Annotated in this window: 13 protein-coding genes; 5 read left to right on the forward strand and 8 right to left on the reverse strand. The window is 66.6% G+C overall.

Features of this window, described 5'->3' with window-relative positions; translation table 11 throughout:
* Nucleotides 1-101: 101 nt before the first annotated feature.
* The 8 genes from kdpC to A3CW_RS0123260 form a co-directional block, all read right to left on the reverse strand.
* Nucleotides 102-680, reverse strand: coding sequence for a potassium-transporting ATPase subunit KdpC (kdpC, locus tag A3CW_RS0123225; RefSeq protein WP_028205707.1), 579 nt, complete (start codon nt 678-680; stop codon nt 102-104).
* A gap of 44 nt (nt 681-724) precedes the next feature.
* On the reverse strand, nt 725-2,809 hold the full coding sequence (gene kdpB / locus A3CW_RS0123230) for a potassium-transporting ATPase subunit KdpB (protein WP_028205708.1): 2,085 nt from the start codon (nt 2,807-2,809) through the stop codon (nt 725-727).
* A gap of 32 nt (nt 2,810-2,841) precedes the next feature.
* Nucleotides 2,842-4,647 carry a potassium-transporting ATPase subunit KdpA gene (gene kdpA / locus A3CW_RS0123235; RefSeq protein ID WP_028205709.1) on the reverse strand — a complete coding sequence of 602 codons (1,806 nt, stop codon included), beginning with the start codon at nt 4,645-4,647 and terminating at the stop codon, nt 2,842-2,844.
* On the reverse strand, nt 4,644-4,736 hold the full coding sequence (gene kdpF, locus A3CW_RS0123240) for a K(+)-transporting ATPase subunit F (RefSeq protein ID WP_027819619.1): 93 nt from the start codon (nt 4,734-4,736) through the stop codon (nt 4,644-4,646). The genes kdpA and kdpF overlap by 4 nt, the downstream gene beginning before the upstream one ends.
* Nucleotides 4,733-4,855 carry a hypothetical protein gene (locus A3CW_RS0123245; RefSeq protein ID WP_028205710.1) on the reverse strand — a complete coding sequence of 41 codons (123 nt, stop codon included), beginning with the start codon at nt 4,853-4,855 and terminating at the stop codon, nt 4,733-4,735. Before A3CW_RS0123245 ends, kdpF begins: the two co-directional genes overlap by 4 nt.
* Nucleotides 4,856-5,120: 265 nt before the next feature.
* Nucleotides 5,121-6,095, reverse strand: coding sequence for a quinone oxidoreductase family protein (locus A3CW_RS0123250; protein WP_028205711.1), 975 nt, complete (start codon nt 6,093-6,095; stop codon nt 5,121-5,123).
* A gap of 59 nt (nt 6,096-6,154) precedes the next feature.
* A complete protein-coding gene (locus A3CW_RS0123255; protein ID WP_028205712.1) occupies nt 6,155-6,544 on the reverse strand; it encodes a methylglyoxal synthase in 390 nt (129 codons plus the stop codon).
* A 102-nt stretch (nt 6,545-6,646) separates the two neighbouring features.
* Entirely contained in the window at nt 6,647-7,426 is a 780-nt protein-coding gene (locus A3CW_RS0123260; RefSeq protein WP_028205713.1) for an SDR family oxidoreductase, read from the reverse strand.
* Between the two features lie 373 nt (nt 7,427-7,799).
* Here A3CW_RS0123260 and upp point away from each other — a divergent pair, with 373 nt between their 5' ends.
* The 5 genes from upp (at nt 7,800) to A3CW_RS0123290 (ending at nt 12,954) form a co-directional block, all read left to right on the forward strand.
* On the forward strand, nt 7,800-8,450 hold the full coding sequence (gene upp, locus A3CW_RS0123265; protein ID WP_028205714.1) for a uracil phosphoribosyltransferase: 651 nt from the start codon (nt 7,800-7,802) through the stop codon (nt 8,448-8,450).
* A gap of 372 nt (nt 8,451-8,822) precedes the next feature.
* Entirely contained in the window at nt 8,823-9,551 is a 729-nt protein-coding gene (locus A3CW_RS0123275; protein WP_028205715.1) for a YebC/PmpR family DNA-binding transcriptional regulator, read from the forward strand.
* A 123-nt stretch (nt 9,552-9,674) separates the two neighbouring features.
* Nucleotides 9,675-10,949, forward strand: coding sequence for a phosphoribosylamine--glycine ligase (gene purD, locus A3CW_RS0123280; protein ID WP_028205716.1), 1,275 nt, complete (start codon nt 9,675-9,677; stop codon nt 10,947-10,949).
* A 336-nt stretch (nt 10,950-11,285) separates the two neighbouring features.
* Nucleotides 11,286-12,221: an oxygen-dependent coproporphyrinogen oxidase gene (gene hemF, locus A3CW_RS52465; protein WP_028205717.1), complete on the forward strand. Its 936-nt coding sequence runs from the start codon at nt 11,286-11,288 to the stop codon at nt 12,219-12,221.
* Nucleotides 12,222-12,225: 4 nt separating this feature from the next.
* Complete coding sequence (locus tag A3CW_RS0123290) at nt 12,226-12,954, forward strand: nicotinate-nucleotide adenylyltransferase (protein ID WP_028205718.1); 729 nt, start codon at nt 12,226-12,228, stop codon at nt 12,952-12,954.

Here is a 12,954-nt window from a genome sequence, read left to right on the forward strand (position 1 = left end):
CGCCTCGCGCACGAAAGATCGTCTCACCGTGGCACGGAAATGGCAAACCGCACGCTCGACGCGCCAGGCGTCGAGCGTGCGGTGCGGCTCAGCGCTCTCGTTCAGCTCACCTCTTTGCCGTCGAGCGCGAGGTTCAACTCGAGCACGTTCACACGCGGCTCGCCAAAGAGGCCGAACTGGCGGCCCTTCGTATTGCGGTCCACGAGCGCCTGCACGTCGTTCGCGCTCATATGGCGCGCTTGCGCCACGCGCGCCACCTGGTAGGCGGCCGCGGCCGGCGAGATCTCGGGGTCGAGTCCGCTGCCCGAAGACGTCACGAGGTCGGCGGGGATGGGCTGCGAGATATCGGTACCCGCGGCCTTGAGGGCGGCGATGCGGCCTTTAACCTCGTCGGCGAGCGCCGGGTTGGTCGGCCCGAGGTTCGAGGCGCCCGAGCTCGTCGCGTTGTACGGCATCGGCGAGGTGGCCGAGAGACGGCCCCAGAAGTACTGGGGCGCGTCGAACTGCTGGCCGATGAGCGCGCTGCCCACCACCTTGCCGTCGACTTCGACCAGACTGCCGTTGGCCTGGCGGTGGAACGCGGCCTGGCCGAACGCGGTCATCACGGCCGGATACACGAGGCCGGTGATGACCGTTAGCACGGCGAAGATCACGATCAGAGGACGAAACTGCGATTTCATTTTGGCTTCCTATGTATCTATCCGTGTGTGTCTGTCTGCGCGGCTCAGACCCAGCCCAACGCGGCGAGCACCATGTCGATCAGCTTGATGCACGGGAACGGCAGGAGAATGCCGCCGAGGCCGTAGACCAGCAGGTTGCGGCGCAGCAGCGTCGCGGCGCCGAGCGGCCGGTACTTCACGCCCTTGAGCGCGAGCGGAATCAGCATCACGATGATGAGCGCGTTGAAGATCACCGCCGACAGGATCGCCGACGAGGGCGACGTCAGATGCATGACGTCGAGCACGCGCAGTTGCGGATACGTCGAAGCGAACGCCGCCGGAATGATCGCGAAGTACTTCGCGACGTCGTTGGCGATCGAGAACGTCGTGAGCGAGCCGCGCGTCATGAGCATCTGCTTGCCGATCTCGACGATCTCGATGAGCTTGGTCGGGTTCGAGTCGAGGTCGACCATGTTGCCCGCTTCCTTCGCGGCCTGGGTGCCCGTGTTCATCGCCACGGCCACGTCGGCCTGCGCGAGCGCCGGGGCGTCGTTGGTGCCGTCGCCCGTCATCGCCACGAGCTTGCCTTGCGCCTGGTGCTCCCGGATCGTCGCGAGCTTGGTTTCAGGCGTGGCCTGCGCGAGGAAGTCATCGACGCCGGCTTCGGCGGCGATCGCGGCGGCGGTCAGGCGGTTGTCGCCCGTCACCATCACGGTCTTGATGCCCATCTTGCGCAGCTCGGCGAAACGCTCCTTGATGCCGCCCTTCACGACGTCCTTCAGCTCGATCACGCCGAGCACGCGCGCGGTGCCGTCATGCATTTCGGCCACCACGAGCGGCGTGCTGCCGCGGCGGGCCACATCGTCCACGGCGTTGTCGACTTCGCCGGGGAAACGGCCGCCATGGGTTTCGACGTATTGCTTGACCGCGTCGGCGGCGCCCTTGCGGATCTCGCGGCCGGGCATGTCCACACCGCTCATGCGCGTTTGGGCGCTGAAGGCGAGGAACACGGCGTGCAGCGAATGCATGTCGCGCTGGCGAATGTTGAAGCGCTGCTTCGCGAGCACGACGATGCTGCGGCCTTCCGGCGTTTCGTCGGCGAGCGACGAGAGCTGCGCGGCATCCGCGAGCACTTCTTCGGTCACGCCAGGCGCTGGCACGAACATCGACGCCTGGCGGTTGCCGAGCGTGATCGTGCCGGTCTTGTCGAGCAGCAGCACGTCCACGTCACCGGCGGCTTCCACCGCACGGCCCGAAGTCGCGATCACGTTGGCCTGCATCATGCGGCTCATGCCGGCCACGCCAATCGCCGAAAGCAGACCGCCGATGGTCGTCGGAATCAGGCAGACGAGCAGCGCCACGAGCGCCGTGATCGTGACCACGTGGCCCATCTTCGCGGCTTCGACCGAGAACATCGAGAACGGCAGCAGCGTCGCGGTGGCAAGCAGCAGCACAATGCTCAGCGCGACGAGCAGGATCGTGAGCGCGATTTCGTTAGGCGTTTTCTGGCGCTTCGCGCCTTCGACCATCGCGATCATGCGGTCGAGGAACGCTTCGCCCGGGTTCGCCGTGACGCGCACGACGATCCAGTCGGAGAGCACGCGCGTGCCGCCCGTCACCGAGGAAAAGTCTCCGCCCGACTCGCGGATCACCGGCGCGGATTCGCCCGTGATGGCCGATTCGTCCACCGATGCCACGCCTTCGATCACTTCGCCGTCGGCCGGAATCGTGTCGCCGGTCTCGACGAGCACCACGTCGCCGCGGCGCAGATCGGACGCCGTCATGATGCGGATCGGCGCCTTCGGATGCGGCTCGTTGAGCTTCTTGGCCATGACGTCTTTCTTGGCCTGGCGAAGCGACGCCGCCTGCGCCTTCGAGCGCCCTTCGGCGAGCGCTTCCGCGAAGTTCGCGAACAGCACCGTGAACCACAGCCAGAGCGCGACTGCGAGGATGAACCCCGCGGGCGCTTCGGCCTGCCCCACGAGCGCCGCGATCCAGAGGATCGTCGTGAGCACGCTGCCCACGTAGACGCAGAACATCACCGGGTTGCGCAACTGCGTGCGCGGATTGAGTTTTCTGAACGAGTCCACGATGGCCGGACGCACCAGCGCCGGATCGAACATGGACCGAGTTGCACTATGCTGATTCATTTTCGTTTCGCTCATGTTGCGAAGGCCCCCGTTCAATGCACGCCCATCATGATCAGATGCTCGACGCCGGGACCGAGCGCGAGCGCGGGCACATAAGTGAGCGCGCCGACCAGCAGCACCGTGCCGAGCAGCAGCACGACAAAGAGCGGGCCATGCGTGGGCAGCGTGCCGCCCGTCACTGCAATGCGCTTCTTGCTCGCGAGCGAACCCGCGATGGCGAGCACCGGCACGATGGTCCCGAAGCGGCCGAACCACATGGCAATGGCGAGCAGCCAGTTATAGAACGGCGTGTTCACGGTAAGGCCGGCGAACGCGCTGCCGTTGTTGTTGGCGGCCGAACTGAACGCGTACAGGATCTCGGAGAAGCCATGCGCGCCCGGATTGGCGATACCGGCCTTGCCCGCGTCGGCGAGCACTGCGATCGAGGTGCCGAGCAGCACGAGCAGCGGCGTGAGCAGCACGACGATCGAGACCATCTTCATCTCGAACGACTCGATCTTCTTGCCGACATATTCCGGCGTGCGGCCGATCATGAGCCCCGCCACGAACACCGCGAGCAGCGCGAACACGAGCATGCCGTAGAGACCCGAACCCACACCGCCGAAGATCACCTCGCCGAGCTGGATGAAGAGCATCGGAACGAGACCGCCAAGCGGCGTGAGCGAGTCGTGCGCCGCGTTCACGGCGCCGCACGAAGCCGCCGTAGTCGCGACCACGAAGATGCCCGTTTGCGCGATGCCAAAGCGCGTTTCCTTGCCTTCCATGTTGCCACCGGCCTGCAGCGCGCTTGCGTGCTGGTCGACGTTGAGCGTCGTGAACATCGGATTGCCCGACTGCTCGGCGGATAGCACGCCGCCCACGGCCACGGCGAACGCCACCGTCATCACCGCGAGCACCGCGACGCCTTGCCTGCGGTCTCCCACCACGCTGCCGAACACGAGACACAGTGCGGCTGGAATGATCAGGATCGACAACATTTCGATGACGTTCGAGACCGGCGTGGGGTTCTCGTACGGATGCGCCGAGTTCGCATTGAAGAAGCCGCCGCCGTTGGTGCCGAGCATCTTGATCGCGACCTGCGAGGCGACCGGGCCCATGGCGAGCGTTTGCGACGTGACCTTCGTGTCCACCGTCTCGGGATTACCCTTCGCGTCCTTCACCGGGTTGCCCTGGGCATCGACCTTCGGCGCGGCATAGGTCGTGGTTTGCAGCACCGGCACGTCCTGATACGCCTTGAAGTTCTGGATCATGCCCTGGCTCATCAGGAGCGCGGCGATGATCGCCGACATCGGCACGAGGATGTAGAGCGTCGTGCGCGTGAGGTCGACCCAGAAGTTGCCGATGGTCTGCATCGAGTGGCGTGCAAAGCCGCGAATCAGCGCGATCACGACCACGATGCCCGTCGCCGCCGACAGGAAGTTCTGCACGGTGAGGCCGAGCATCTGCGTGAGATAGCTCACCGTTTGCTCGGGCGTGTAGTCCTGCCAGTTGGTGTTGGTGACGAAGCTCACGGCCGTGTTGAACGCGCCGTCCACCGTCATCGCGCCGAACTGCTGCGGGTTGCCGGGCAGCCAGCCCTGAATGCGCAGCAGCACATAGAGAAAGCCCACGCCGAGCACGTTGAACGAGATGGTGGCGAGCGCATAGCGCTTCCAGTTCATCTCGGCCTGCGGATCGACGCCGGCGATGCGATAGAGGAAGTTTTCGAGCGGCGCAAAGAGCCGCACGACGCGCGAGCGCCCGTCGAGCACGCGCGTCATGTAGCCCGATACGGGCACCGCGAGCGCGAGCAGGATGACGAGGAAAAGCCCCGCCTGGAGCAGTGTGTTGGCGTTCATTCGATATCCTCCGCGCGCAGGAGCGCATGGACGAGATAAACGAACAGCAACAGCGTTGCCGCCCCCGATAGCCAGAAGATCCAGGTCATGCGCGCACCCCCTTCGCACCTTGATCGCGGCGGTACTGCATCAGCTTCTCGCAGCCCGCGATCAACGCGTAAGTGAGCGCGGCGAAAACCACCAGCCCCCCGATATACAGCACATCCATTGTCGTGTTCTCCATTCGCGGATGACGGATGGCTGAAAGTTACCCGCTGCGGCATTAAATCCGGATCAAAGGTTTCGCCGCTGGTATAAAAAACGCGTAAACGCGGGCGCGATCACGGGCCGGGGCGCAAAGAAAAAAGGCGCGCAACGGTGGCGTTGCGCGCCTTTTGGGTCTCCATGACGGAGTCAAGGAACGTAAAGGTCGAATCAATGCGCCGGCGCCGATGGCATGCCCCGTGCGGCGCGGCAGTGCATCAATTGTTATGTCACGGGATCAGCACGGTCGAACCGGTGGTCTTGCGCGCTTCGAGATCGGCATGAGCCTGCCCGACGTCCTCGAGCGCGTAGCGCTGGTTGATCGACGTCTTGACCTTGCCCGAAGACACCACGTCGAACAGCTCGGCGGCCATCGCCTCGTAGTCGGCACGCTTGGCCATATACGTGAAGAGCGTCGGACGCGTGAAAAAGAGCGAGCCGCGCCCGGCGAACTCCGACGAATCGATCGCCGGCAGCGGCCCCGAAGCATTGCCGAAGCTCACGAACATGCCGAGCGGCGCGAGACAGTCGAGCGATTTCGTGTAAGTGTCCTTGCCGATCGAGTCGTACACCACGGGCACGCCCGCACCGTTCGTGATCTCGCGCACGCGTGCCGTGAAGTCCTCGCGCGTGTAGACGATCGGATGATCGCAGCCGTGCGCCTTTGCAATCGCGGCCTTCTCGTCCGAGCCCACCGTGCCGATCACGGTCGCGCCCAGCGCCTTCGCCCACTGGCACACGAGCAGGCCCACGCCGCCTGCCGCCGCCTGAATGAGGATGGTGTCGCCGGCCTTCACGCGATATGTGCGGCGCAGCAGGTATTGCGCGGTGAGGCCCTGCAGCATGATCGAAGCGGCGGCTTCGTCGCTGATCGCGTCGGGCAGCTTGATCACCTGGTCGGCGCGCAGCACGCGCTCCTGCGCATAGGCACCCGGCGGACGCGCGACGTAAGCCACACGGTCGCCCACTTTCAGCGCGCTCACGCCACGGCCCACCGCCGTCACCTCGCCGGCTGCTTCCATGCCGAGCCCGGCGGGCAGCGCCTGCGGATAGAGTCCCGTGCGGAAATACACGTCGATGTAGTTGAGGCCGCACGCGGCCTGGCGCAAGCGCACCTCGCCCTCGCCCGGCTCGCCCACGTCGACATCCACCCACTTCATCACTTCGGGGCCACCGGTCTTGTCGTAACGGATTGCCTTGGTCATCACGTCTCCTTGGTGTTGTCCTGGCTGGTTTCCTGAAATCGGGCTACGCGGCGCGCGCGTCAGACCGCGTTTTTCTGGCGCAGCGTGAGCACGTCGAGGAGCATGCGCGCCGTCGAGATGTTCGTCGCGCACGGCACGTCGTGCACGTCGCATGCGCGCACGAGCGCGTTGATGTCGGGTTCGTGAGGCTGCGGAGTCATCGGGTCGCGCAGGAAGATCACGATATCGACGTTGCCTTCCGCGAGCCGCGCGCCGATCTGCAGGTCGCCGCCGTGCGGGCCCGAGAGCATGCGCTCGACGTTCAGACCCGTCGCGGCCTCGATGCGCGAGCCGGTCGTGCCGGTCGCGATGATCTCGCATTGGCGCAGCGCATCGACGTATTCGCTCGCCAGCTTGACGATGTCTTCCTTCTTGTGGTCGTGCGCGATCAGCGCGACGCGGGTTGGCATGGCGTAAGTCTCCTTGACGTAGGGTTTGCGTGCGGAATAGTCGTGATGCGTGTCGTGATGCGGCGCCAGCGGCGCCGCGGCTGCCCAGCGCTGAGTCGGATATCAGTAGGTGCCCGGATAAGCCCCGCCGTCGATCAGCCAGTTCTGCCCGGTGATATAGCCAGCGTGCACGCTGCTGAGGAACGCGCAGGCGCGGCCGAATTCCTCGGGCGTACCGAAACGTCCGGCCGGAATCGTCTTCATGCGGCGCGCGCGCGCTTCTTCTTCCGAAATCTGGCTCGCCTTCGCCTGCGCGACGATGGTGGCCTGGATGCGGTCGGTGTCGAACGCGCCCGGCAGCAGGTTGTTGATCGTGACGCCCGTGGCCGCAACCTGGCGCGCCACGCCCGCGACGAAGCCGGTAAGGCCCGAGCGCGCGCCGTTCGAGAGGCCGAGCACGTCGATCGGCGCCTTCACCGAGGAACTCGTGATGTTGACGATGCGCCCGAAGCCGCGCGCAATCATGGCGTCGATGGTGGCCTGGATCAGCGCGATCGGCGTGAGCATGTTCGCTTCGAGCGCCGCGATCCACGCCTCGTGGGTGTACTTGCGGAAGTCGCCCGGCGGCGGCCCGCCCGCGTTGTTCACCAGAATGTCCGGCGACGGACACGCCGCGAGCGCGGCGGCGCGGCCCGCTTCGGTCGTGATGTCGCAGGCCACCGCCTTGACGTCCACGCCCGTGCTCCTGCGGATCTGCGCGGCGGTTTCCTCCAGCGTCTGCGCGGTGCGCGCGACGATCGTCACGTTGACGCCTTCGGCGGCGAGCGCCTCGGCGCAGCCGCGCCCAAGTCCCTTGCTGGCCGCGCACACCAGCGCGTTGCGTCCTGCGATGCCCATGTCCATCGTTTTCGTGTCCTTTTTGCGTGGATGACCGTCCTGTGACAGGACGGACACGGCCAGGCCCTGCGCCGCGCCGCCCTGCGACCTTTTTGGGATTCTAGAAGAATCGGGCGCGGCGCGTGGAAGGCCGATGGCGCGAGGCCCGGCAAGCGGTCCGCGAAGTGGCGTCGCAACGCGCCAGGCGCGCGCCCGCCCGCGCGTGCTTACCGTATACTTGCGGCTGTAGCGCGGCCCGGCGCCCTCGCAAGCCTTGAGCGCTTGCCGCGCGCGGCGGGCCGTGCTCGCCGCCACCGCACAACCCGGACGTGAGCTTCGGGCTCGCGCGGCAACGGCACGACCGATTCTCCGATTCCCTTGCAGCCTTGTGCGCCCCGCCATGAAACAGGACAGCCGTTTCCCGAATCTCTTCATCCTCGATCACCCGCTGATCCAGCACAAGCTCACGCATATGCGCGACAAGGACACGTCCACGCGCACGTTCCGCGAGCTGCTGCGCGAGATCACGCTGCTGATGGGCTATGAAATCACGCGCGACCTGCCGGTCGCGTCGCGCCGCGTGAAGACACCGCTCGTCGAAATCGATGCGCCGGTGATCGCGGGCAAGAAGCTCGCCATCGTGCCGGTGCTGCGTGCGGGCGTGGGCATGTCCGACGGCCTGCTCGAGCTGGTGCCCTCCGCGCGCGTCGGCCATATCGGCGTGTATCGTGCCGACGACCATCGCCCGGTCGAATATCTCGTGCGCCTGCCCGACCTCGAGGACCGCACCTTCATCCTCTGCGATCCGATGGTCGCGACGGGCTACTCGGCGGCGCACGCCATCGACGTGCTCAAGCGCCGCGGCGTGCCCGGCGAGCGCATTCTATTCCTCGCGCTGGTGGCCGCGCCCGAAGGCGTGGACGTGTTCCAGAAGGCGCACCCGGACGTGAAGCTCTACGTGGCGTCGCTCGATTCGCATCTGAACGAGCACGCCTACATCATTCCGGGCCTGGGTGACGCCGGCGACCGGCTCTTCGGCACGAAGAACTAACAGCGGCGCCGCGGTTGTTCAGGGGCGGCCGGGGGAAACTGGCCGCCCTGGCCCCCTTCCCCGCCTTGCGCGGACACGCCCGATCCCGCCCCCTTAGCACCCTCTGCGGGCGGCGTAACCGGCCATCGTCCGGCGTTGCATTACGTAGGCAGGCGAAGCCGGTCGGTCCCGGCGTGATAAAATTCAGATCCACCTGAACGGGCGCTGCGTCCCGTCCTGCCGGCACGTGGTGCTACGCGGGCGTGATGCGCGAGGCACGCGCAAAATCACGCGCGCCGCGCGAACGACGCGCGAAGGCCGCGCCCGGGAACATCGCAACGACAACAGCACATTGCACACTGCACGCGCATGGCGCGTGAGACGGAGAAAGGTATGGCGGGTCATTCGAAATGGGCCAACATCAAGCACAAGAAGGCTGCTGCTGACGCGAAGCGCGGCAAGGTCTGGACGCGGCTCATCAAGGAAATCCAGGTCGCGGCGCGCATGGGCGGCGGCGACATCGACTCGAACCCGCGCCTGCGTCTGGCTGTGGACAAGGCGTACGACGCCAACATGCCCAAGGACAACATCAACCGCGCCATCCAGCGCGGTGTGGGCGGCGTGGACGGCGCGAACTACGAGGAAATCCGCTACGAAGGCTACGGCATCGGCGGCGCGGCCGTCATCGTCGACACGATGACCGACAACCGCACCCGCACGGTCGCGGAAGTGCGCCACGCGTTCTCGAAGTTCGGCGGCAACATGGGCACGGACGGCTCGGTCGCGTTCATGTTCGATCACGTCGGCCAGTTCGTGTTCGCGCCGGGCACGCCCGAAGACGAACTCATGAACGCCGCGCTCGAAGCGGGCGCGGACGATGTCGTGACGAACGACGACGGCTCGATCGAAGTGGTCTGCCCGCCGTTCGACTTCACGAAGGTCAAGACCGCGCTCGAAGCCGCGGGCTTCAAGGCCGAAATGGCCGAAGTCACCATGAAGCCGCAGAACGAGGTCGAATTCACGGGCGACGACGCCGTGAAGATGCAAAAGCTGCTCGACGCTCTCGAAAACCTGGACGACGTCCAGGACGTGTACACCAACGCGTCGATTGCCGAGGAATAAGGCGTCGGCCCGGGAGGCCGCGTCGAGGTCTGTTTTGGCCCCGCCTCCTGCTTGCGATTTTCACGGCCGGCGCACTGTGCGCCGGCCGCAACTGTTTCTGGTCTTGGTCTTTCGGGGATTCACATGAAGTTACTCGTCGTCGGTTCTGGCGGCCGCGAACATGCGCTGGCGTGGAAGCTCGCGCAGGCGCCGCGCGTGCAGCTCGTCTACGTCGCACCCGGTAACGGCGGCACCGCGCAGGACGAGCGGCTCGCCAACGTCGACATCACGGATATCCACGAGCTCGCCGATTTCGCCGAGCGCGAAGGCGTCGCCCTCACGGTGGTCGGCCCGGAAGCGCCGCTCGCGGCCGGCATCGTCAACGTGTTCCGCCAGCGCGGCCTGAAGGTATTCGGCCCGTCGAAGGAAGCCGCGCAGCTCGAAAGCTCGAAGGACTTTGCCAAGGCGTTCATGAAGCGCCACAACATCCCGACCGCGGCCTACGAGACCTTCTCGGACGCCACGGCCGCGCACGCCTACGTCGAGAAGAACGGCGCGCCCATCGTCATCAAGGCCGACGGCCTCGCAGCCGGCAAGGGCGTGGTCGTGGCAATGTCGCTGGAAGAAGCGCACCAGGCCATCGACATGATGCTCGCCGACAACAAGCTCGGCGACGCCGGCGCGCGCGTGGTGATCGAGGAATTTCTCGCGGGCGAGGAAGCGAGCTTCATCGTCATGGTGGACGGCAAGCACGTGCTCGCGCTCGCCTCGAGCCAGGACCACAAGCGCCTGCAGGACGGCGACCAGGGCCCGAACACGGGCGGCATGGGCGCCTACTCGCCCGCGCCCATCGTCACGCCGCAGCTGCACGCACGCGTGATGCGCGAAATCATCCTGCCGACCGTGGCGGGCATGGAGAAGGAAGGCATCCGCTACACGGGCTTCCTCTACGCCGGTCTGATGATCGACGCGCAGGGCAACCCGAAGACGCTCGAATTCAACTGCCGCATGGGCGACCCCGAAACGCAGCCGATCATGGCGCGCCTGAAGGGCGACTTCTCGAAGGTCGTGGAGCACGCGATCGCCGGCACGCTGAATCAGGTCGAGCTCGAATGGGACCGCCGCACGGCGCTTGGCGTCGTGCTCGCGGCGCACAACTATCCGGAGACGCCGCGCAAGGGCGACCGCATCAGCGACATTCCTGCGGAGACCGCCGATTCGGTGACGTTCCACGCGGGCACGCAGAGGGTGGACGGCAAGCTCGTGACCTCGGGCGGCCGCGTGCTGTGCGTGGTGGGTCTCGCCGATTCGGTGCGCAGCGCGCAGAGCGTGGCGTACGAGACCGTGAACCGCATCTCGTTCGACGGCATGCAGTATCGCAACGATATCGGCTATCGCGCCGCGGGGCGCAAGCAGTAAGCGCAGCGCCTGGTTGGGGCCGCCCGCTTCGATGCGGCCCCAAACGAGGCGGGCGGCTATGCGAGCCCCGCCTGGCTACGCGCCGTGGCCGCTACGCAACGGCGCTCTCGCGGCGTTTTTGTCTGGCCGCTTGCACGCCGAAAAGCCATCCACCGCGCAGCAGCCCGAAACGCGCGCGACAGGCAGCCCGCGCGGCCGCCGTTGGCGCCGGGCGTCGCGCCAATCGGCGCTACACTGCCGCTGTCAGGCCGCCCCGGGCGGTCTATCCGAATAACCCAACGAATAACCCGACGAATAACCGATTCCAGTGCCCGCGCTGCCGTCCCCATTTCATCGATGACCGACACCCCTAACAGCGCCTACCCCGACAGCGCCGCCGTCCGCGCCTGGCTGGCTGGCCTGCAGACGCAGATCGCCGACACGCTCGGCGCCTTCGACGGCATGCCGTTCGCGACGGACAACTGGCAACGAGAGCCCGGCGAGACGCTCCGCGGCGGCGGGTGCACGCGCATCATCGAAGGAGGCCAGTTCTTCGAGCGCGGGGGCATCGGCTTTTCCGACGTTTCCGGCGACGCCTTGCCGCCCTCGGCAACGGCCGCGCGCCCCGAACTCAACGGCCGCGGCTTCGAGGCGATGGGCGTTTCGCTCGTGCTGCATCCGCGCAATCCGTATTGCCCGACCGTGCATATGAACGTGCGCATGCTGCTCGCCACCAAGGCGGGCGAGGCGCCGGTGTTCTGGTTCGGCGGCGGCATGGATCTCACGCCCTATTACGGCTTCGAGGAAGACGCGCAGCACTTTCACGGCGTGTGCCGCGACGCGCTCGCGCCCTATGGCGCGGACCTGTACCCGCGCTTCAAGCGCTGGTGCGACGAGTATTTTTTCCTGAAGCACCGCAACGAAGCGCGCGGCGTGGGCGGCATTTTCTTCGACGATTACGCCGCCGGCGGCTTCGACGAGGCGTTCGCCATGCTCAGGAGCGTGGGCGACGGTTTCCTGAAGGCGTATCTGCCGGTCATCGAAAAGCGCCGCGCAACGCCCTATGGCGAAGCCGAACGCGAATTCCAGGCGTACCGGCGCGGCCGCTACGTCGAATTCAATCTGGTCTGCGACCGCGGCACGCATTTCGGCCTGCAAAGCGGCGGCCGTACGGAATCGATCCTCATGTCGATGCCGCCGGGCGCCACCTGGCGCTACGACTGGCAGCCGCAGCCGGGCACGCCGGAAGCGCGCCTCTACAGCGACTTCCTGCCCGTGCGCGACTGGGTCTGACGCCGTGACGCAAGCTTTCACCGTCCCGCCCACCGCGCTCGAACGGCGCGTCGGGCTGCTCGGCGGCACGTTCGATCCGATCCACGAGGGCCATCTCGCGCTCGCGCGCCATTTTGCGCGTGTGCTGGGCCTCAACGAGCTGATCCTGCTGCCCGCCGGGCAACCGTGGCAGAAGCCGGGTGTGACCGCGGCGCAGCATCGGCTCGCCATGACGCGCGCCGCCGCGGCCTCGCTCGCGCTGCCTGGCGTGACGGTGACGGTGGACGCCGACGAGATCGAGCACAACGGCCCGACCTACACGGTCGACACGCTGCGCCGCTGGCGCGCGAGGCGCGACGTCAACGGCGAGAGCAACGCAAAAGCGGCGCTCACGCTGTTAATGGGCGCCGATCAACTGCTGCACCTCGATTCGTGGCACGAATGGCGCGAGCTTTTCGCGCTCGCGCATCTGGGCGTGGCGAGTCGCCCCGGCTTCGATTTTTCGGCGCTGCCGCCCGAAGTCGCGCGCGAAGCCGCCGCGCGCCGCGCAGGCGCCGGCGCGCTTGCGACCACGCCGCACGGGCACCTGCTGGTCGACGACACGCTCGCGCTCGACGTTTCGGCGACCGAAATCCGGCGCGACCTGCCGGCCTGCGTGGCACGCGGGCAACGTCTCGGCACTGCCGCCGACAAGCTTCCCGCGGCCGTGTGGGACTATATCCTTCAACATCATCTCTATCTGCATCACGGGTAA

The sequence above is a fragment of the Paraburkholderia nodosa DSM 21604 genome (assembly GCF_000519185.1).
GTDB lineage: Bacteria > Pseudomonadota > Gammaproteobacteria > Burkholderiales > Burkholderiaceae > Paraburkholderia > Paraburkholderia nodosa.